The following is a 21,268-nucleotide window of genomic DNA, read 5'->3' as shown; positions in this document are numbered from 1 at the left end:
CGATTAACAATAGAGTCCGGCAAGGCCGTTACAGCTTGACGGTGGCGTCGGGGGGCCGGTGACGCAAGCCACAGGCAAACAGCCCCGGGCACTTAGCTCGGTCTATAAACGCGCACATTGGCATGTCCCTCACTGAGCAGATGGTGAGCATGCAGGCGACTCATGACGCCTTTGTCGCAATACAGCAGGTACTGGCGAGTAGGGTCCAGTTCCTTGAAGCGAGCGTTCAATGCATAGAACGGCAGCGCTTTTATCTCGATGCCAGAAAGCGTAAGCGGGTCGTCTTCCTGAGCATCCGGATGCCGGATGTCGATCACGATCTGGCCCGCCAGCGCCTCGCTGACTTCTTCGATCTGCAAATCCTGGCCCAGTTCGTCGATCACCCGATCGATCGGCACCAGTTTGGCCCGCTCGATCGCACGCTCGAGCACCGCCATGTCGAATTCTTTCTCTTCATGCTCCACGCGATGGCGCTTGGCGTGGGTCTTGGGGTTCACCGAGATGACCCCGCAGTACTCCGGCATGTGCTTGGCGAAGTCGGCGGTGCCGATTTCGTTGGCCAGGTCGATGATGTCCTGCTTGTGGCTGGCGATCAGTGGGCGCAGCACCAGCTTGTCGGTTACGCAGTCGATGACCGAGAGGTTCGGCAGGGTCTGGCTCGACACCTGGGAAATCGCCTCGCCGGTGACCAGCGCGTCGATGTGCAGGCGGTCGGCGATGCTCGACGCGGCACGCAACATCATACGCTTCAAAATGACGCCCATATGACTGTTGTCGACTTTGCCGAGGATTTCGCCGAGCACTTCCTCGAACGGCACGCTGACAAACAGCACACGCTGGGAGCTGCCGTACTTCTTCCAGATATAGTGCGCGACTTCCATCACGCCCAATTCATGGGCACGCCCGCCCAGGTTGAAGAAGCAGAAGTGGCTCATCAGGCCGCGGCGCATGATCTGGTAGGCCGCCACCGTGGAATCGAAACCGCCGGACATCAACACCAGGGTCTGTTCCAGGGCGCCCAGCGGATAACCGCCGATGCTGTTGTGCTGGCTGTGGATCACGAACAACCGTTGGTCGCGAATTTCCATCCGCACTTCGATTTCCGGCTCTTTCAGGGAAATTCCGGCGGCGCCGCACTGCCGACGCAGTTGGCTGCCGACGTATTTCTCCACGTCCATGGAGCTGAATTCATGCTTGCCGGCGCGCTTGCAGCGCACGGCGAAAACTTTCCCCGCCAGGGCCTCGCCAAAGTGCTGCTTGCACTTGGCGACTATGTCGTCGAAGTCGCCCAGCGGGTATTCATCGACCTGCAGGAAATGCGCGATGCCCGGCATGCAGCTCAGGCGCTCGGTCATCTCCTTCAAGGCTTTCGGCTCGCTGACGGCGGTTTCCAGCTCGAGGTTGTCCCACACACCATTGACCACCACAGCCGGGTCCAGATCGCGGAGCACGGCACGGATGTTCTTGGCCAGCTGACGGATGAAACGCGTCCGTACCGGGCGGCTCTTGATGGTGATTTCCGGGAAAACTTTAACGATTAGTTTCATGAAAACAGCGCGCGCTGGGCCAGCCGAAAAAGGGGGGCGCGGATTATAGCGGAAATTGCTCAAGGTTTAACCAATTAATGTGCATCTGGTTTTTCGTGCACCAAAATGGGTCAACAAGAGATAAAAGCGCAACATTGCGGTGCGCCACTTTACCGATTTGCCCCAAATACCTCCCGGAATGCGTGAGTTTGGGGCATAAAACCCAACTCGGGGCACTGGCATGCAATTTGCTCCCTTGTGAGGCAGGTTGCCATGGCCGAGTATCTGCGCCGGCATCACCCACATTCTAAGGGCACACCAACACCCGCCCGAAGCCACCCGGAGGACACTATGTCGAAGTCGGTTCAACTCATCAAAGATCATGACGTCAAATGGATTGATCTGCGCTTCACTGACACCAAAGGCACTCAGCACCACGTGACCATGCCGGCCCGTGATGCGCTGGATGACGACTTCTTCGAAGTCGGCAAGATGTTCGACGGTTCCTCCATCGCTGGCTGGAAAGGCATCGAAGCCTCCGACATGATCCTGATGCCAGACGACGAAACCGCCGTGCTGGATCCGTTCACCGAAGAGCCGACCCTGATCCTGGTGTGCGACATCATCGAGCCTTCGAGCATGCAGGGCTACGACCGCGACCCTCGCGCGATCGCCAAGCGCGCCGAAGAGCACCTGAAAGCCACCGGTATCGGCGACACCGTATTCGCCGGTCCAGAGCCTGAGTTCTTCATCTTCGACCAGGTGAAGTTCAAGTCCGACATCTCCGGCTCGATGTTCAAGATCTACTCCGAGCAAGGTTCGTGGATGTCCGACCAGGACATCGAAGGCGGCAACAAGGGCCACCGTCCAGGCGTCAAGGGCGGCTACTTCCCGGTTCCACCGTTCGACCACGACCACGAAATCCGTACCTCCATGTGCAACGCACTGGAAGAAATGGGCCTGACCGTCGAAGTCCACCACCACGAAGTGGCGACTGCCGGCCAGAACGAAATCGGCGTCAAGTTCAACACCCTGGTGAAGAAGGCCGACGAAACCCAGACCCTGAAGTACGTCGTGCACAACGTTGCCGACGCCTACGGCCGTACCGCTACCTTCATGCCTAAGCCTCTGTATGGCGACAACGGTTCGGGCATGCACGTCCACATGTCGATCTGGAAAGACGGCAAGAACACCTTCGCTGGCGAAGGTTATGCCGGCCTGTCCGATACCGCCCTGTACTTCATCGGCGGCATCATCAAGCACGGTAAGGCCCTGAACGGCTTCACCAACCCGGCGACCAACTCCTACAAGCGTCTGGTGCCAGGCTTCGAAGCTCCAGTGATGCTGGCCTACTCGGCTCGCAACCGTTCCGCTTCGATCCGTATTCCTTACGTGTCGAGCCCTAAAGCCCGCCGTATCGAAGCGCGCTTCCCGGATCCGGCTGCCAACCCATACCTGGCCTTCGCTGCCCTGCTGATGGCCGGCCTGGACGGTATCCAGAACAAGATCCACCCTGGCGACGCCGCTGACAAAAACCTGTACGACCTGCCGCCTGAAGAGGCCAAAGAGATCCCACAAGTTTGCGGCAGCCTGAAAGAAGCCCTGGAAGAGCTGGACAAAGGTCGTGCGTTCCTGACCAAAGGCGGCGTTTTCAGCGACGACTTCATCGACGCTTACATCGCTCTGAAAAGCGAAGAAGAAATCAAGGTTCGTACCTTCGTACACCCACTGGAATACGAGCTGTACTACAGCTGCTGATCCGGTAGCGCCGCCACGCACGGCGTGACAAGAAAAGGCCTCCCTCGGGAGGCCTTTTTTATTGCCCGCCCATAGCCCCGGAGCATTCCCCCGGGCTATTCATCCATGGATAATCCGCGCCTCTCGCGCCCTCTGTCCGGCGCCTCGACGAAGGGATTCGTATGCAGTGGACTCGTTCTCTCGGCCTGATCGCCTGCCTGGCGTTCGGCAGCACCCAGGCGGCTCCTTTCTATGCCGGCAAATCCCTGGCCCACCCGCCGATCATCGGCCTGACGGAAAGCCAGGCGACCCTGGCCTTTATCAAGCAGGCCGGCGGCGTCAAAGGTTATTACTCGCTCGACCCGGACGAGAGCCAGCCGCAACTGCTGGATGACTTCGGCAATGCCACCATTGAGTCGGTGTTCAACATCGCCCTGGACAGCGAGTCCCCGACCCGCCTGGTGCTGTTCAAGCAGAGCGGCCAGTATCGCGTGCATGCCTACCGTTATGACGAAAACGACCACCTCTACCGGCGCCTGGACAAACTGCAGCCCGCCCTGGAGCGCATCGCCAAAGACCGCAAGAAACTCGATGCCCTGACGGTGAAACAGGCCCTGCGCCAGCTGACACCGCTGAACTACAGCTACTTCTACCAAGACTCGGGTATCGACGAATTCGACCGGATCGACCATTCGGCCGGCACCCTGGTGGGCTATTTCGACGCTGACGGGCAGCCCATCACCGCCAATCCGCCCGGAGCCGACCAGTACCGCTACAAAAAGACCTTTGCCGAAAAGAACGGACGCTTTCTCACCGCCACCTACTGGCGCGGTGACGAGCCCGCATTGGAAGGCGAGCCCCTGCTGTACAACTACCGGGCCAGCCACATCGCCTGGGAAACCGAGCCGCAGCGCTTCACTGGCAGCGAGGACGGGGCCTACGTGGAGTACTCCAGTTTCGGCGGAGCCGTCATCGCCCAGGGTGCCTATGCCCACGGCCAACGCACCGGCGAATGGAGTTTTTCCAACCCGGACGATGGCTGGACCCACGGCCGTTTTGTCGATGGCAAACGCCAAGGCCAGTGGACTGAGTCCAACGGCTGGCAAACCGCTACCGGCGAATACCGGGACGATCTGCGCGAGGGACGCTGGGAGCTGTCCAGTAACGAAGGAGGCGAATCCGCCGTCACCGGCTTCCAGACCTATGTCCAGGGTGTGCTCGAGGGTCCGAGCGAAGAGAAAGTGGACGGTTTCACAGAAAGCGGCAGCTATCGCAACAACAAACGCGAAGGGCCATGGGTGACCCAGGCAGGTCGCGGCAACTTCGAGAACGGCCTGAAAAGCGGCCCGTGGATACTCAAGACAGACAAGGGCCATAACCAGAGCCTGAACTTCGTCGCCGATAAAAAAGAGGGCGAGTTGCGCGAAACCGATGCCAACGGCGTGCTGCTCCTGGTCGAGCATTACAAGGCAGATGTGCTGTCCGGTACCCGCGAAGGCTACAGCCCCAGCGGCAAACTGCAGTACTCGCAGCACTATGAGAATGGCAAACGGGAAGGCCGCTCACTGGGTTACAGCGAAGACGGCAAGCTGATCAGCGATATCTCCTGGCACAACGATAGGTACGAAGGCCCTCACCTGACCTTCCTGCGCGACGGGACGCCGGCCACGGTCGGGCGCTTCGAGGGAGGGCGCTTTGTCGGCCTGATGAAACAATACGATCAGGACGAAGTGCTTTATGAGGAAGCCAACTGGTGCCGCTTCGACAAGCGCGGCCCAACCGTCGAACGCTGTGGAAAACAACGGCGGTTCACCCACGGAAAGCTGTCCTGGGAAACGGACTTTCTCTTTGGCAGCCCCCAAGGCTCCATCGAGTACAACTATGAAACAGGCCAAAAGATCCGCGAGAAGATCATCGGCGACAATGACCAAATCACTCAGCGCACCTACTACGACAACGGGCAGATCGAGTGCCAGAAAAACTCGGTGGGCTTCACCTGGATGACCGTCAACCAGCAAAAGGTGAAAAGTCATGAATCCGACGGCCAACTGACTGGCGAACAGCTGTGCTATCACCGCAACGGCGCGATCAAGAGCCGCGAGCTGATCGACAACGGCTTGAGCGCCTGCCGGATCGTCTATGACGAAAGCGGCAAGCGACTGTCTTCCAGCCCAACCAATTGCGGGGCGCCCGCGACCGCCGCGGCCAGCCAATGACCCACCTGATGCCCGAGTCTTGCCAGGCACTGCAGTTTTACGTGCATCATGGCCGCCGACTTGTCCCCAAAAAGCCGAGACCCTCCATGACTTCACGATTCTGCCTTGCCCTGTTGACCCTGCTGCTGGCCGGCAATGCCTGCGCCGCCCCTGCCACCCTCAGCCCTCTGTTGGCCAGTATCGAAGAACGCCTGGCCATCGCCGACCAGGTGGCCCTGAGCAAATGGGACAGCCACAAACCGGTGGAAGACCGCCCGCGCGAGCGCGAGGTGATTGCCGGCGCGGTGGCCCAGGCACCGGCCTACAAGCTCGACGGCGCGGCGGTGGAACAGTTCTTCGCCGCGCAGATCGAGGCCAACAAGCTGGTGCAGTACGCCCATCTGTCCGAGTGGACCCTGCAAGGCCAGGCACCGGACGCACCGCGTCCGGACCTGGTGGGGCAGATCCGCCCGCAACTTGATCAGTTACAAAAACGCCTGCTGCAGCAACTGGCGGATTTCAGCCCCTACCGCAACGACCCGCAGTGCCCACAATGGCTGGCCCAGGCCACCCACGGAGGTGATCGGGCACCACTGCGCCAACTGGCGCTGATCCGTGCCACCGCCGAGCTTTGTGTGTTCAAAGGTTGAAGCGGCGAACCTGGGCCCGGTCCGCGGCTCTATGCTGGAGGCAGTTTCATCGTTGAAGCCGCCGACCCAAGCTCCCAGGAAAGCCACCATGCGTGTGCACTGTCTCTACCTGCTGTTGCTGGCCGCCCTGCCGGCCGCCGCGCAGATCTATCGCTACACCGACGCCCACGGCAACACCGCCTACAGCGACCAGCCGCCGGCCGGTGTGCCCGGCCAGGCCGTCGAGCTGGCGCCGCTGAACCGCATCGAGGCGCCCAGGCCGCTCATGCCGCCCGGCGTCGATCCAGTACAAACGCCACCCACCCGCTCACCGGCCTACACCACCCTGGAGCTGAGTGGCGTAGCGGATGGCGGTGTGGTGCGGGCCAATAACGGCAGCTTCAAGGTCGAGGTCCGCCTGCAACCGCCCCTGCACAACGAGCATCGCCTGCGCCTGCTGCTGGACGACCAAGCCTATGGCCAACCCGGCAATGTGCCGAGCCTGCAACTGGTGAACATCGATCGCGGCGAGCATCGCCTGGCAGTGCAGGTGCTCGATGGCGAGCGGGTGATCCAGCAAAGCCCGCCGTTGACCTTCACCCTGCAACGGGTTCGTCAGCCCTGAGGTTGTGTCGCGCCTGAAGCTGCGAATACAGGCGCCGCTCATGTTCGAGCAACCAGCGTTTGCGCCACAGCCCGCCGCCATAACCGGTGAGCGAGCCGTCGGAACCTATCACCCGGTGACAGGCAATCACTATGGCGATCTGGTTGGCGCCATTGGCCCGGGCCACGGCCCGCACGGCGGAGGCCGAACCTATGCTGCTCGCCACCTCGACGTAACTGCGGGTAACGCCTGGCGGTATCGCCCTGAGGGCCTGCCACACCGTGCGGGTAAAGGCCGAAGCATTCAGCGCCAGGGGTGTGGCAAAGCTTGCCGACTCCCCGGCGAAAAATCGCCGCAACTCGCTCTCGATCTGGTCGATGGGGGCAAAACGTCCGAAGCCGATGGTCGAGCCGGTGTTCCCTTGCAGGCGCTTCAGCTCAGTGGCCAAGGCCGGGCGGTCGAAGAACTCCAGCAGATGCAGGGCCTGTGCATCGGCCACCGCCAGCATCACGCCGATCGGGGTTTGCAGCCAATCGGCCTTGAGCAGTTCGCAACCCCGCAGGTTCGACGGCGGCTGGCCGAGCAGCCGGGTGAAGGCACTGCGAAAGCCGCTGTCGGAATCGAAACTGGCGCTGATCTGCGCATCGATCACGCTGGCGCCGCCCGCCAGTTGCTGCATGCCGTCGCCGATCCGCCGCAGCCGGGCCATTTCCAGGAAGGTCACGCCAAAGTGGCGCTTGAAGGCCCGGCGCACCGTGGAAGGGTCGAAACCGAGTTCGACCAGGTCGCCTTCATACCAGCGCTTGTCGGCATTGTTTTCCAGCAAGGCCAGCAGCTGTTTGACCAGGGGCTCCTGGGCACCTGTCTGCTCCAGCGGACGGCAGCGCAGGCAGGCGCGAAAACCGGCCTCGACACAGGCTTTGATCGAACTGAAGAACACCGTGTTTTCGCGCTTGGGCTTGCGCGCCGCGCAAGTCAGCCGACAGAACACTCCCGTGCTCTTGACCCCGACGAAAGCAAAGCCGTCATAGGCCGGGTCGCGTTCGAGCAGGGCGCGGTACAGGGTGTCGTCGTCAGGCAGTTGGAACAGCAAGGGGGCGTTGTCCATGGCCGTCTCCAGCAGCAGAGGGGAATGTCTGTGCACTGTAGAGCAGCGCCGCAGCGGATGCCGCCGCAAATCAGGCGTTGATTCGCCAACGGCCCCCCGAGCCAACAGCCGACTAGAACAGCGCGATGCTGTAGGTCAGGTACAGGCGGTTTTCATCGACATCGCGGCTGAAGCTGGAACGATAGGTCGCGTTGCGCCAGCGCAGGCCGAGGTCCTTCAGCGGGCCGCTTTGCAGCACGTACTGGATATCGAGGTTGCGCTCCCATTCGCGTCCGCTCTCGCCGTTCGCCAGGGCCGCGTCACGACCGTTGAAGTAACGGGTCATGAACGTCAGGCCGGGCAGCCCCGCGGCGGCGAAATCGTAGTCGTAACGCAACTGCCAGGAGACTTCCTTGGCGCTGGCGAAATCGTTGTATTGGCCAAAGTTGGTCAGGTAAGGATCGGTCCCCGCCAGGTAGGGATAGGCACTGCTGCCGCTCATGCGCTGATAACCGAGGCCGAAGGCATGACCCGTGGGCAGGCGATAGGTGAACAGGCCGTTCAGCGCGCGGTTGTCGATCTCGCCGCCCCGGGCCTGCCCGACGTCCTGGCTGAGGGCCAGCCGCAAGTCGCTTTCCAGGGTGCCGATGCCCAGGCGGCGCTGGCTTTTCAGGCCGAAGAAATGCTGGCGATAGACCTTGTCCAGTTCACCGTAGTGATAGCTGGCGATCCAGCCCGGGGCGAGCTGGTAATCCAGTCCGGCCAGGTCGAAATGCCCCGCCGTGGCCGCCGCGGCAAATCGCCTATCGCGGTTGAACAACGCCAGATCACTGGTGCCCGACTCGTTGCGCTGGCTGACTTCCTCCAGCCGCCCGAGGTTCAGGGTCAGGCCGGTTATGTCGCTGGAGGTGAGCAGGCCGCCTTCGAACGCCTGGGGGAACAGCCGCCCGAAATTCGGTTGCAGGATCGGCAGCCTGGGAACCAGGCTGCCGACTTTCAGTTCGCTGCGGGAAACCCGCACCTTGGCCGTCAGGCCGAGCCGCGAATAGCTGTCCGGCGCGCGCCCGTCGCTCTGCACCGGCAACAGGCCGGTGCCACTGCGGTCGGGGCTGGAGTCCAGCTTGAGGCCCAGCTTGCCCAGGGCATCCAGGCCGAAACCGAAGGTCCCGGCGGTGTAGCCGGAGCGGTAGTCGAACAGGAAACCCTGGGCCCACTCATCGGCCTTCGAGCGCCCGGCGCCGTCGCGAAAATCCCGATTCATGTAGAAGTTGCGGGCCATCACGCTGGCTTTGCTGTCTGGCACAAACCCCTCGGCCAGGACCTGCGCAACATCACTGCCCACCAGGGCACCCAAGAGCAGGGCTTTTACGTTCTTATTGTTATTCATGAAGCTCTCCGAACCGACCGAGGAGCGTCGAATGCGCCCCTTCGAGGATGAGCGGCCTGAATGGCTCAGGCGCGCTCGATCACCATGGCCACGCCCTGGCCAACGCCCACGCACAGGCTGACCACGGCGTAACGCTGGTTGTTGCGTTGCAGGCTGCGGCAGGCGCTCAACACCAGCCGGGCCCCGGACGCGCCCAGCGGGTGGCCGATGGCGATGGCGCCACCATTGGGGTTGACCCGCGGATCGTCGAAATCCAGGTTCAGGGCCTTGAGGCAGGCCAGCACCTGCGGCGCGAATGCCTCGTTGATCTCGATCAGGTCGAGCTGCTCCAGGCCGATGCGGGCCCGCTGCAGCGCCAGCAGAATCGCCCTGTGCGGGCCGATGCCCATGAACTGCGGCTCCACGCCGACCGAGGCCGACGAGAGGATCCGCGCCATGGGCGCGACCCCATGCTCCATGCCGATCTCACGACTGCCGAGCAGCAACACCGCCGCGCCATCGTTGATCCCCGAAGCGTTGCCGGCGGTCACCACGCCCTCGGCGAACAGCGTCGGCAATCGCGACAGGGCCGCCAGGTCGGAGCCGGGCCGCGGATGTTCGTCATCACACACGGTCAAGGACTGGCCCTTGCGCCCGATCGGCACCTCGACGGCCATGATTTCGTCGTCCAGCACCCCGGCCAGCAAGGCCGCCTGGTAACGCGCCTGGGATGCGGCGGCGAAGCGGTCGGCGTCCTCGCGGCTGATGGCAAACCGGCGGGCCAGGTTGTCGCCAGTCTCGGGCATGCTGTGGTTGCCGTAGCGCTCCACCAGCCGCGGGTTGGCGAAGCGCGCGCCAATGGTGCTGTCGGCCACCTCCAGGGTCCGGCTGTAGGCACTCTCGGCCTTGGCCATGATGAAGGGCGCCCGGGACATGCTTTCGACGCCGCCGGCCAGGTACAGCCGGCCTTCGCCGCAGGTGATCGCCCGGGCCGCATCGATCACCGCCGACAGGCCGCTGGCGCACAGGCGGTTGACCGTCTGCCCCGGCACGCGCCAAGGCAGCCCGGCGCTGAGCAAGGCATTGCGCGCCAGGTTGCGGCTGTCCTCGCCGGCCTGGTTGGTACAACCGAGGATCACCTCTTCCAGCGCCTCGGCCGGTAGCCCCGAGGTTTCCAGCAAACGCACCAGCAAGGGCCCCACCAGATCGTCCGGACGCACGCTGGCGAGGCTGCCGCCATGACGGCCGAAGGGGGTTCGCAAGCCGCTGTAGATATAGGCATCAAGCATGAAAAGACTCTCGCAGAGGTAGGGATCGGCAGGCCTCAGGCCGGCATCGGGTTTTCCGGCTGGCGCAGGGACAGGCCCAGCAGGGCCCGACGGCGCAACCAGCCGCTGGGGCGATAACGCGGATCGCCAGTGAGCGCGTGCATGCGCTCGAGGATCTGCAGCAGGCGCTCGGGGCCCAGTTGGTCGCCCCACTCCAGCGGCCCCAGCGGGTAGCCGAGACCCAGGCGCACCGCCGCGTCGATATCGGCCACCGAGGCGATGCCCTGCTGGGCGATATCGCAGGCCAGGTTGACGATCGACGCCAGGGTGCGCTGGACGATGAAGCCGCAGCTGTCGCGGATCAGCGTCACCGTGCCGCCGTCGGCGCTGAACAGCGCGTGGGCGGCGTGCTGCATGTCTTCGCGGGTTGCCGGGTTGAGCATCAGGCAGCGCTGGCTGTCGAGCGTGGTCAGGGTATCGATCGCCACCGTGCGCGACGGGTCTGTGGCATGGCGCAAGGCCGCTTCGCTGGCGTCATCGCCCAGCGGCGCCACCAGGCACAAGGCCGAAGAGGAAGGTCGCAGGCCGTTCTCGACCTTGGCCCCCAGGCGTTCGAGCAGGTCCAGCAGGCGCAGCCGGCCGACCTCGTCGTCGGCGGCGATCCACACCGGCGGCAGCGCCGCGCAATGGGGCACCGCCTGTGGCGGGCGCCGCGTATCGCCGGGCTCGTCGTAGAGGTAGAAGCCCTGCCCGCTCTTGCGCCCCAGGCGCCCACCCGCCTGCATCAGCCGCAGCACGGGGTGCGGCCGATAACGCGGCTCCTCATAGAACTGCCGGTAGACCGACTCCATCACCGGCACGCTGACATCCAGGCCGATCAGGTCGAGCAGCTCGAACGGCCCCATGGCGAAACCGGCGCTGTCGCGCAGCAGCGCATCGATCCGCCACGCCGGGGCCACGCCCTCGCTGAGGATGCGCAGCGCCTCGGTGCCAAAGGCCCGCCCGGCATGATTGACGATAAAGCCGGGAGAATCCTTGGCCCGCGCCGGGTAGTAGCCGATGGCGCGTACCAGTGCCTGCAAGCGGGCGCCGACGCTGGTGGCGAGGCCGTCGATCACCTCGACAATGCGCATCCGCGGCACCGGATTGAAAAAATGCAACCCGGCGACGCGCTCCGGATGACGGCACACCGAGGCAATCGCGGTGATCGACAGCGACGAGGTATTGCTGGCCAGGATCGCGCTCGGCGCCAGTACATCCTCCAGTTGCCGAAACAGCTGTTGCTTAGCCTCCAGGTCCTCGACTATCGCCTCGATCACCAGCTGGCAGTCATGTAGCGCTTGCAGGCTGTCGACCACTTCCAGGTTGAGCATGGCCGCCGTGGCGTCCTGCGGGGTAATGCGGGCCTTCTCGATCTGCTGGGCGAAGATCGTCGCCAGCTGTTCCCGGGCCGTGCCCGCGGCACCCGGGCGCGCATCGAACAAAAACACCTTGAGCCCGGCCATGGCCATGACCTGGGCGATGCCCCGGCCCATGGCTCCGGTGCCGACCAGACCGATGCGCTGCAATGGTTGCGTGGTCATTTCCCCTGGTACTCCGGTTTGCGTTTCTCAAGAAAGGCCTGCATGCCTTCGCGCTGGTCATGGGAGCCGAACAGCAGCTGGAACGCCTTGCGCTCCAGCACCAGCGCCTGCTCCAGCGGCAGGTCCATGCCGGCCAGCACCACCTCCTTGATCTGCGCCACCGCCAGCGGCGGCATGCCGGCGATGCTGGTAGCCAGGGCCAGGGCCCGCGGCAGGGTCTCGCTGTCCGCCACCACCTCGCTGACCAGGCCCAGGCGCAGCGCCTCGTCAGCCGGCACCTGGCAACCGGTGAGCAACAGGCGCAGCGCCTGGAACTTGCCGACCGCGCGCAGCAGGCGCTGGGTGCCGCCCGCCCCCGGCATCACCCCGACCTTGATTTCAGGCTGGGCAAAACGCGCCGAGTGGCCGGCGACTATCAGGTCGCAATGCATCGCCAGCTCGCAGCCACCGCCCAGGGCGTAACCGTTGACCGCGGCGATGACCGGCTTGCGGCATGCCGAGATGGCTTGCCAGTGGCGCTCGGCATGCCGGGCATAGAGTTGCAGCGCGCTGGCGTTCACCAGCTCACCGAGGTCGGCGCCGGCGGCAAACACCCTATCGCCGCCGGTGAGCACCACCACCCGGGTCTGGGGGCAGGCATCCAGGCGGCGAAAGTGCTCGGCCAGCTCCTCGCGCAGCGCCATGTTCAACGCGTTGAGCGCTTGCGGGCGGTTCAGCCGCAGCAGCGCCACGCCCGGCGCGGGTTGTTTCAGCAGGACCAGGGGTTGAGGGCTAACGGACTCGGGACTCATGGAATCTCCTGATGCAGATAGGAACCTGAGAAGCACGCCAGCGACCCGACCGGGCCTCTGGCGCCGCCCTTCACTCGCGGACGATGCCGCGCTCGAACAGGTTTTCGATCGTCTGGTCGTCGAGGCCCAGGCCCTCGAGCACCTCGCGGGTATTGGCCCCCAGCGCTGGCGGGGCACTGCGATAGCTGGCCGGGGTCCGCGACAGCTTCACCGGCGAGCCGACGCCGCGGTAGTCGCCGATCTCCACCAGCAGGCCGCGATGCCGGGTATGCGGGTGCTCGACCACCTTGTCGATCGAGGCAATCGAGCCGCAGGGCACGCCCAGGCGGATCAGGCGCTGCGCCAGGAACGTACCGTCGTGCTCGGCCAGCCGCGCCTCCAGCGCCTGTTTCAGCGCCTCGCGGTTGACCGAGCGGCAACCGTTGTCGGCAAAGCGCGGGTCGTCCAGCAAGGCGCCGGCGTCCAGCTGCTCGCACAATTTGGCGAACTGGCGGTCGTTGCCGACCGCCAGGAAGATCGGCTCGGTGCCGGTGCGGTAACTGTCGTAGGGAGCGATATTCGGATGGGCGTTGCCGGTGCGCTGCGGGGTCTTGCCGGCGGCGAAATAGTTGGCCAGATGCGGGTGCAGCAGGGACACGCCGCAGTCGTACAGGGTGATGTCGAGGGACTGCCCCAGGCCACTGCGATGGCGTTCGTTGAGCGCCAGCAGAATCCCCGCCAGGGCATTGAGCCCGGTGACCATATCGACGATCGGCAGGCCGATGCGCAGCGGGCCGCTGTCGGCTTCGCCGTTCACGCTCATCAGCCCGGCCATCGCCTGGATCACCGCGTCGTAGCCGGGCAGCCCACCCAAGGGGCCGTCGCTGCCAAAACCGGAAACCGCGCAGTGGATCAGTGCCGGGAAACGCTGGCTCAGCACCTCGGCATAACCTATGCCCCAACGCTCCAGGGTGCCGGGCTTGAAGTTCTCGATCAGCACATCGGCATCTTCCAGCAGGCGCATCAGCAGCCTGATGCCCGCGGGCCGGGACAGGTCCACGGCGATCCCCTGCTTGTTGCGGTTTACGCCCCTGAAGTACGACGCGTCGGCGCCCTCGAAAGGCGGGCCCCAGCCGCGAGTCTCGTCGCCGCTCAAGGGTTCCAGCTTGATCACTTCGGCGCCGTGGTCGGCCAGGGCCTGGGAGCAGTAGGGCCCGCCCAGCACGCGGCTGAGGTCGATCACTTTCAGGCCGTCCAGGGCCCCTTTTGAATGGTTCATGGCAGTTCTCTGAAAAATGGGCAGGGCCGTTCAGGCCGGCAACAGCTGCATCGCGTCGGCTTTCGACAACGGGCCTTCATTGGCCAGGAGCGCCAGCAACTCATGTTCGAGCGCTGGCTCCGGACGCAGCGGATCGCGGGGCAGCAGCTTGTGCTGGAGCAGCAGATGGGCCAGGGCCAGGCGCCGGTAATCGGGGGCCTGGCGGCTCGCTTCCCAGGCCATGAAGATCGCCGTGGCGCTGTGATAAAGGGCGCTGCCGGCCAGGCGCACCTGATCGTCGCGGCGCTCTTGCGCGACCTTTTCGATGGCCGCGACCGCGCGTTGCAGGACTGTCTCGAACAGGCGCTGGCTGGCCGCCGGCAGGTCGGCCTCGGCGAGCAGCCCGGCGAGGTAATGCCGCAGCGGCTCCAGGGCCTGCTCGCGGGTCACGGCGCGGGCAATATCCAGCGCGACTATGTTGCTGGTGCCCTCCCAGATCGAGCCCAGGTGGGCATCGCGCACCAGCCGCGCGTCGCTCCACTCCTCGATGTAGCCAACCCCGCCGCGTACTTCCATGGCGTCCCCGGTGACCCGCCGCGCATCGCGGCAGGCGCGGAACTTGATCAGCGGCGTGAGGATGCGCACGCACTTGCGCGCCGCCTCGTCGCCGGCATCGGCCTTGGGCAGCAGCGTGGCGATCTGCATGAACATCGACCGGGCCTCCTCGGCGGGCAGCATCATTTTCAGCAGCTGGCGCTGCATCAGCGGCATCTCGATCAGATGGCGGCCAAAGGCCCGGCGATGGCGGGCGACATAAAGCGCCTCATTGACCCCACGGCGCATCAGCCCGGCGGCCCGCACCCCGTTGGACAGACGCGACATGTTGATCATGTCGGCCATCTGCTGGAAGCCGCGACCGACCTCGCCGATCAGGTAGGCGCTGGCGCCGTCCAGACTGATTTCGCCACTGGCCATGGAGCGGCTGCCCAGCTTGTCCTTCAGGCGCAGGATCCGATAGGCATTGCGCGAGCCATCGGGGCGGAGCTTGGGCAGCAGGAACAGGCTGACCCCTTTCATGCCCTCCGGAGCGTCTTCCGGACGGGCCAGGACCATGGCCAGGTCGGCGTCCGGGTTGGAGCAGAACCACTTGTCGCCGAACAGCCGCCACTCGCCGTTCTCCAGGCGCGCGCGGGTTTCGGTGCGCGACACGTCGGAGCCGGCGGCCTGTTCGGTCATGAACATCGCGCCCTGGAACAACCGCTCGAAATCCCGCGAAGCCAGGGACGGCAGGTAGCGCGCCACCAACTCCGGCGAACCGTACTTGCGCAGGGTGCGGGTCAGCGAGTCGGTCATGCTCACCGGGCAACACAGGCCGAACTCGGCCTGCACGAAGAGGAAGGTCAGGGCGTACTTGACCAGCGGCAGCACCGGCTCGGCGCAATGGCTCATGGAGGCCAGGCCCAGCTCGGCATACGCGGCGCGCTCCAGGGCGATGAAATCCGGGTGCTTGTGGATGCTCTGCAGGTCTTCGCCACGACGGGTGCGCGGCAGCAGTTGCGGCGGGTTCTTGTCCGCCGAGAGCGCCAGCACATCCAGCTCGCCACCGGCCCGCCCACCGAGTTGGCGCAAGGTCGGCAACCACTGGGCGAACAGCTGCGGCGGCAGGTAGACCTTGAGCAGGGCTGCCAGTCCGGCATCGCAGTCGAACAGGTTCAAGCCCCGGCTATCGGGGATATTCAGGATGTCTTGGGCGGGTTCAGGCAAGGCAGTCATGGCGTCTCTCCAGGCTCTTTTGCCCCGAGACTAGAGTCGCCATCGATAAGTATCTAATACAAAATCAATCAACTACGATAAGAAAAACAGATCGTAAAGCGAGGACGCCAGCATGGATCTCAAACAGCTTCGTTACTTCGTCGCGGTCGCCGAAGAGCTGCATTTCGGCCGGGCCGCCGCTCGCCTGTTCATCTCCCAGCCGGCCCTGAGCTTCGATATCAAGAAGCTCGAAAGCCAGCTGGACGTGCAGTTGCTGACCCGCAACAACAAGTCGGTGAGCCTGACCAACGCCGGCCAGGTGCTGCTCGACGAAGCCCGCTACCTGCTGCTGCGGGCCGAGCAGGCGCGGCGCCTGACCCTGCGCTCGGCCCAGGGTTTCGTCGGCCGGCTGAGCATCGGTTTCGTCAACTCGATCCTGCATCGCGGCTTGCCGCAGGCGGTGCGGACCTTCGAGCAGGATCACCCGGACACCGAGATCGTGCTGATGGAGATGAACAGCGCCGAACAGGCCCAGGCGCTGCAACGCGGGCAGATCGATATCGGCTTCGTGCACTGGAGCCACTTTCCCGAGGGCATCCGCTGCGAGCCGGTCCTCGCCGAACCCTTCCTCTGCTGCCTGCCCCAGGGCCACCGGCTGGCGGGCGAGTCGCGCATCGACCTGGCGCAACTGGCCAACGACGACTTCATCCTGTTTCCGCGCAACGTCTCGCCGCACTATCACGATCTGATCATCGCCCGCTGCGTGGCGGCCGGCTTCAGCCCGCGCATCCGTCACGAAACCCGGCTGTGGCAAACGGTGGTGGCGATGGTCGCCTACGAAATGGGCGTGGCCCTGGTGCCGCAGACCCTGGCCGGCACCTGGAAGGAGGGTGTGCATTACTGCGAAATCAGCGGCGACGGGGCGTTGTCCGAGGTCCACGCCATCCGTCATGCCGACAAACCATCGGCCGCCGCGGAGAGTTTCCTGACTGTCCTCAAGGCCCTGCAACAGCCCGTGGCGCCGGGGCTTTGAGGGCCGGCGACCATACGAAATCCCGTATCACACAATAAGATTTAATCATTATTTTTTTAATTCCTGCCTGTATAGGCTCCGTGCCGTCGGACCTTGCAAATGCGTGATGCGCCTGTTCGTGCAACGAGTATCCGGAGCGGTCGCCAGACGACCTCCCGCGGCGCAAATAACAATAACAACTGCAGGAATTGAATATGAATGCCGCCCAGCACGCTGCCGCGCACAAGAAAGCCCGCAAGGCGGGAATCGCCTCGTTCATCGGCACCACCATCGAATGGTATGACTTCTACGCCTACGGGATCGCCGCCGCGCTGGTCTTCGGCAAGGTGTTCTTCCCCGCCGACCTGCCGGCGGGCACCGCCACCCTGCTGTCGTTCCTGACCCTCTGGGCCGGCTTCATCGCCCGCCCCATCGGCGGCATCATCTTCGGCCACCTGGGCGACAAGATCGGGCGCAAGACCACCCTGGTGATCACCCTGATCATGATGGGCGTGGCCACCACCTGCATCGGCCTGCTGCCCAGCTACCTGCAGATCGGTATCTGGGCGCCGATTGCCCTGGTGCTGCTGCGCATCATCCAGGGTATCGCGGTGGGCGGCGAATGGGGCGGCGCCATCCTCATCGCCAGCGAAAGCGCGCCCAAGGGCAAAGGCATCCTCTACGCGGCCTTCGCCCAACAGGGCTCGCCAGCCGGCAACCTGCTGGCGACCCTGGTGTTCTTCGGCCTCAGCGCCCTGCCCGCGCCGGACTTCCTGCTGTGGGGCTGGCGCATTCCGTTCCTGCTCTCGGCGGCACTGGTCCTGGTGGGCATGGTGATTCGCCTCAAGCTCGAAGAGTCGGACGACATGAAGCGCCTGATCCAGCAGAAAAAGACCGTCAAGCTGCCGATCCTGGAGGTCCTGCGCAACCACTGGCAGATCGTGCTGCTGGGGGCCGGCGTGCTGCCGATCATCCATGTCACCTACTTCAAGAGCACCTTCGCCCTGTCCTGGGCCACCAAGGAACTGGGCTACAGCCAGAGCAGCTTTCTCAGCGTGATCGTCATCGCCCTGGTGGTGCAGTTCATCACCCAGCCCCTGGGCGCGCTGCTGGTTTCCCGGATGGACATGCGCAAGGCGGTGGTGCTGATGGTGCTGCCGGAGTTCTTCCTGATGCCGGCGATGTTCTTCGCCGTGGAAACCGGCGTCTACTGGATCGCCGTGCTCGGCATGTGCCTGGCCACCGTGCCGCACTCGATGTTCTATGGCGCCGTCGGCGGCATCCTGGCCCGTGCCTTCCCGACCAAGGTGCGCTACAGCGGCCTGTCGATTTCCTACCAGCTCTGCTCCCTGCTGGTGGGCGGTGCCACGCCGGTCCTGGCCCAGGGCATTCTCAACAACACCGGGAGCATTGTCGGCGTGGCCATTGCCTCTGCCTGCTACGCCCTGGTGTCCTTGGTGTGCATGCTCCTGCTGCTCAAGCGCATCGGCCACAACGCCGCCGACCTGTCCACCGCCGAGCAGGCGGACGCCGACGAACTGGCCCGGGAACCCCACGCCACGCCGCCGAACGAGGAGCCGATCACGCCACAGCAGGGTATCGACAAGGACCCGCAGCCCGCCCACTGATACGCCATCCGCCGCATTCTTCCAGGCCCGCCCGCAAGCGGGCCTTTTTGCGTTGGCTCTGCACCTTTGACCCTGGCCATTCTTTAGCGCACCGCTAAAGAAATCGCACTATATTGGTGCATCAAGCTGCACCTTCATTCATCCGCAGCCCATTTTGGTTCGAAAGTACCCAGCCAAGCCGGCAAAACACTGCGAAACAGCACTTCAAACGGCTGTTTCAGGGCGCGGGCGCTTCTTTTCGGAGCCTTGGTTTGGTTTTTGCATTTTCCCGATGACAGCGCTCTGTCCACGCGCGCGCCATGCTCCAAAAGAGGTCCTAATGACCATCAGCGATCAATTGCACCGTTTGCTACTCGACAACCTGACCACCGCGACCATCCTGCTCAACGCCGACCTGCGCCTTGAGTACATGAACCCGGCGGCGGAGATGTTGCTGGCTATCAGCGGCCAGCGCAGCCATGGGCAATTCATCAGCGAACTGTTCACCGAGTCGGCCGAAGCCCTGAGCTCCCTGCGCCAGGCGGTGCAACAGGCGCACCCGTTCACCAAGCGCGAGGCCATGCTCACCGCGCTGACCGGCCAGACCCTGACCGTGGACTATGCCGTGACGCCGATCCTGAGCAATGGCGACACCCTGCTGTTGCTGGAAGTCCACCCCCGTGACCGCCTGCTGCGGATCACCAAGGAAGAGGCCCAGCTGTCCAAGCAGGAAACCAGCAAGATGCTGGTGCGCGGCCTGGCCCACGAGATCAAGAACCCCCTCGGCGGGATTCGCGGCGCCGCCCAGTTGCTGGCCCGCGAACTGCCGGACGAGAACCTCAAGGACTACACCAACGTCATCATCGAAGAGGCTGACCGCCTGCGGAACCTGGTGGACCGCATGCTCGGCTCCAACAAGCTGCCGTCGCTGGCCCTGTGCAACGTGCACGAGGTGCTGGAGCGCGTGAGCAGCCTGGTGGAGGCCGAAAGTCAGGGCTGCATCACCCTGGTGCGCGACTACGACCCGAGCATTCCCGATGTGTTGATCGACCGCGAACAGATGATCCAGGCGGTGCTCAACATCGTGCGCAATGCGATGCAGGCCATCAGCAGCCAGAACGAGCTGCGCCTGGGGCGCATCTGCCTGCGTACCCGCACCATGCGCCAGTTCACCATCGGCCACGTGCGCCACCGCCTGGTGACCAAGATCGAGATCATCGACAACGGCCCGGGGATCCCCGCGGAACTTCAGGAAACCATCTTCTTCCCCATGGTCAGCGGCCGTCCGGACGGTACCGGGCTGGGCCTGGCCATTACCCAGAACATCATCAGCCAGCACCAGGGCCTGATCGAGTGTGACAGCCATCCCGGCCACACCACGTTCTCGATCTTTCTGCCACTGGAACAAGGAGCCCCATCGACATGAGCCGTAGTGAAACCGTGTGGATCGTCGATGACGACCGTTCTATCCGTTGGGTTCTGGAGAAGGCCTTGCAACAGGAAGGCATGACCACCCAGAGCTTCGATAGCGCCGATGGTGTGATGAGTCGCCTGGCCCGCCAGCAACCGGACGTGATCATCTCCGATATCCGTATGCCGGGTGCCAGTGGCCTGGACCTGCTGGCGCGGATCCGCGAGCAGCACCCGCGCCTGCCGGTGATCATCATGACCGCGCACTCCGACCTGGACAGCGCTGTCGCTTCCTACCAGGGCGGCGCCTTCGAGTACCTGCCCAAGCCGTTCGATGTCGACGAAGCGGTGTCCCTGGTCAAGCGCGCCAACCAGCACGCCCAGGAGCAGCAAGGCCTGGAAGTGATCCCGGCGCTGGCCCGCACCCCGGAAATCATCGGTGAAGCGCCGGCGATGCAGGAGGTATTTCGCGCCATCGGTCGCCTCAGCCACTCCAACATCACCGTGCTGATCAACGGTGAGTCCGGTACCGGTAAAGAGCTGGTGGCCCACGCCCTGCACCGCCACAGCCCGCGCGCGGCTTCGCCGTTCATCGCGCTGAACATGGCGGCGATCCCCAAGGACCTGATGGAGTCCGAGCTGTTCGGCCATGAAAAAGGCGCCTTCACCGGCGCGGCCAACCTGCGGCGCGGACGCTTCGAACAGGCCGACGGCGGCACCCTGTTCCTCGACGAGATCGGCGACATGCCGGCCGACACCCAGACCCGCCTGCTGCGGGTGCTGGCCGACGGCGAGTTCTACCGGGTCGGCGGGCATACGCCGGTCAAGGTCGATGTGCGCATCATCGCCGCGACCCACCAGAACCTGGAAACCCTGGTGCACGCCGGCAAGTTCCGTGAGGACCTGTTCCACCGCCTGAACGTGATCCGCATCCATATCCCGCGCCTGTCGGACCGTCGCGAAGATATCCCGACCCTGGCCAAGCACTTCCTCAGCCGCGCCGCCCAGGAGCTGGCCGTCGAGCCCAAGCTGCTGAAAAGCGAGACCGAGGAATACCTGAAGAACCTGCCGTGGCCCGGCAACGTGCGTCAGCTGGAGAACACCTGCCGCTGGATCACCGTGATGGCTTCGGGTCGCGAGGTGCATATCAGCGACCTGCCGCCGGAGCTGCTGAGCCTGCCGCAGGATTCGGCGCCGGTGACCAACTGGGAGCAGGCCCTGCGCCAGTGGGCCGACCAGGCCCTGGCACGCGGCCAGTCGAGCCTGCTGGACAGCGCGGTGCCGAGCTTCGAGCGGATCATGATCGAGACCGCCCTCAAGCACACCGCCGGCCGCCGCCGCGACGCCGCCGTGCTGCTGGGCTGGGGCCGCAACACCCTGACGCGCAAGATCAAGGAGTTGGGGATGAAGGTCGACGGCGGGGATGACGAGGACAGCGACGAGGGTTGAGCCGCTGTAAGCCTG

At 64.4% G+C, this 21,268-nt stretch carries 16 protein-coding genes; 8 read left to right on the top strand and 8 right to left on the bottom strand.

Features of this window, described 5'->3' with window-relative positions; all coding sequences use genetic code 11:
* Positions 1–92: 92 nt before the first annotated feature.
* On the bottom strand, positions 93–1,547 hold the full coding sequence (gene thiI, locus ACTJKT_RS13715; RefSeq protein ID WP_062823930.1) for a tRNA uracil 4-sulfurtransferase ThiI: 1,455 nt from the start codon (positions 1,545–1,547) through the stop codon (positions 93–95).
* 330 nt (positions 1,548–1,877) lie between these two features.
* Between thiI and glnA the strand changes: the two genes are divergently transcribed.
* The 4 genes from glnA (at position 1,878) to ACTJKT_RS13695 (ending at position 6,712) form a co-directional block, all read left to right on the top strand.
* A complete protein-coding gene (glnA, locus tag ACTJKT_RS13710) occupies positions 1,878–3,284 on the top strand; it encodes a type I glutamate--ammonia ligase (protein WP_426188936.1) in 1,407 nt (468 codons plus the stop codon).
* 161 nt (positions 3,285–3,445) lie between these two features.
* Positions 3,446–5,479, top strand: a complete 2,034-nt coding sequence (locus ACTJKT_RS13705) for a hypothetical protein (protein ID WP_440787489.1) — start codon at positions 3,446–3,448, stop codon at positions 5,477–5,479.
* Positions 5,480–5,565: 86 nt separating this feature from the next.
* Positions 5,566–6,108 (top strand): chorismate mutase, encoded by a 543-nt coding sequence (locus tag ACTJKT_RS13700; RefSeq protein WP_440787488.1) that lies wholly within the window; start codon positions 5,566–5,568, stop codon positions 6,106–6,108.
* An 88-nt stretch (positions 6,109–6,196) separates the two neighbouring features.
* Positions 6,197–6,712, top strand: a complete 516-nt coding sequence (locus ACTJKT_RS13695) for a DUF4124 domain-containing protein (RefSeq protein WP_440787487.1) — start codon at positions 6,197–6,199, stop codon at positions 6,710–6,712.
* Here the strand turns inward: ACTJKT_RS13695 and ACTJKT_RS13690 are convergent.
* The 7 genes from ACTJKT_RS13690 to ACTJKT_RS13660 all read right to left on the bottom strand — a co-directional run bounded on the left by ACTJKT_RS13690 (position 6,684) and on the right by ACTJKT_RS13660 (position 15,796).
* The gene (locus ACTJKT_RS13690; RefSeq protein ID WP_440787486.1) at positions 6,684–7,799 is read right to left on the bottom strand and encodes a bifunctional transcriptional activator/DNA repair enzyme AdaA; all 1,116 of its coding nucleotides are present in this window, start codon (positions 7,797–7,799) and stop codon (positions 6,684–6,686) included. The two genes, ACTJKT_RS13695 and ACTJKT_RS13690, sit on opposite strands and share 29 nt — an antisense overlap.
* A 112-nt stretch (positions 7,800–7,911) precedes the next feature.
* Entirely contained in the window at positions 7,912–9,165 is a 1,254-nt protein-coding gene (locus ACTJKT_RS13685) for an OprD family porin (RefSeq protein ID WP_440787485.1), read from the bottom strand.
* 65 nt (positions 9,166–9,230) lie between these two features.
* Positions 9,231–10,433, bottom strand: a complete 1,203-nt coding sequence (locus ACTJKT_RS13680) for a 3-oxoadipyl-CoA thiolase (RefSeq protein WP_440787484.1) — start codon at positions 10,431–10,433, stop codon at positions 9,231–9,233.
* Positions 10,434–10,468: 35 nt separating this feature from the next.
* On the bottom strand, positions 10,469–11,995 hold the full coding sequence (locus ACTJKT_RS13675; RefSeq protein ID WP_440787483.1) for a 3-hydroxyacyl-CoA dehydrogenase: 1,527 nt from the start codon (positions 11,993–11,995) through the stop codon (positions 10,469–10,471).
* Entirely contained in the window at positions 11,992–12,786 is a 795-nt protein-coding gene (locus tag ACTJKT_RS13670; RefSeq protein WP_440787482.1) for an enoyl-CoA hydratase, read from the bottom strand. The genes ACTJKT_RS13675 and ACTJKT_RS13670 overlap by 4 nt, the downstream gene beginning before the upstream one ends.
* Positions 12,787–12,856: 70 nt before the next feature.
* The gene (locus ACTJKT_RS13665) at positions 12,857–14,044 is read right to left on the bottom strand and encodes a CaiB/BaiF CoA transferase family protein (RefSeq protein ID WP_440787481.1); all 1,188 of its coding nucleotides are present in this window, start codon (positions 14,042–14,044) and stop codon (positions 12,857–12,859) included.
* 30 nt (positions 14,045–14,074) lie between these two features.
* Entirely contained in the window at positions 14,075–15,796 is a 1,722-nt protein-coding gene (locus ACTJKT_RS13660) for an acyl-CoA dehydrogenase family protein (protein WP_440787480.1), read from the bottom strand.
* A gap of 112 nt (positions 15,797–15,908) precedes the next feature.
* Between ACTJKT_RS13660 and ACTJKT_RS13655 the strand changes: the two genes are divergently transcribed.
* The 4 genes from ACTJKT_RS13655 (at position 15,909) to ntrC (ending at position 21,253) form a co-directional block, all read left to right on the top strand.
* A complete protein-coding gene (locus ACTJKT_RS13655; protein ID WP_440787479.1) occupies positions 15,909–16,808 on the top strand; it encodes a LysR substrate-binding domain-containing protein in 900 nt (299 codons plus the stop codon).
* A 194-nt stretch (positions 16,809–17,002) separates the two neighbouring features.
* On the top strand, positions 17,003–18,415 hold the full coding sequence (locus tag ACTJKT_RS13650) for an MFS transporter (protein WP_440787478.1): 1,413 nt from the start codon (positions 17,003–17,005) through the stop codon (positions 18,413–18,415).
* 319 nt (positions 18,416–18,734) lie between these two features.
* Positions 18,735–19,820 (top strand): nitrogen regulation protein NR(II), encoded by a 1,086-nt coding sequence (gene glnL, locus ACTJKT_RS13645; RefSeq protein ID WP_025808271.1) that lies wholly within the window; start codon positions 18,735–18,737, stop codon positions 19,818–19,820.
* On the top strand, positions 19,817–21,253 hold the full coding sequence (gene ntrC, locus ACTJKT_RS13640) for a nitrogen regulation protein NR(I) (RefSeq protein WP_025808272.1): 1,437 nt from the start codon (positions 19,817–19,819) through the stop codon (positions 21,251–21,253). The genes glnL and ntrC overlap by 4 nt, the downstream gene beginning before the upstream one ends.
* Positions 21,254–21,268: the final 15 nt, after the last annotated feature.

Source organism: Pseudomonas sp. 22526, from assembly GCF_052044735.1.
Taxonomy (GTDB): domain Bacteria; phylum Pseudomonadota; class Gammaproteobacteria; order Pseudomonadales; family Pseudomonadaceae; genus Aquipseudomonas; species Aquipseudomonas piscium.
This window is presented reverse-complemented; position numbering and strand designations above follow the sequence as displayed.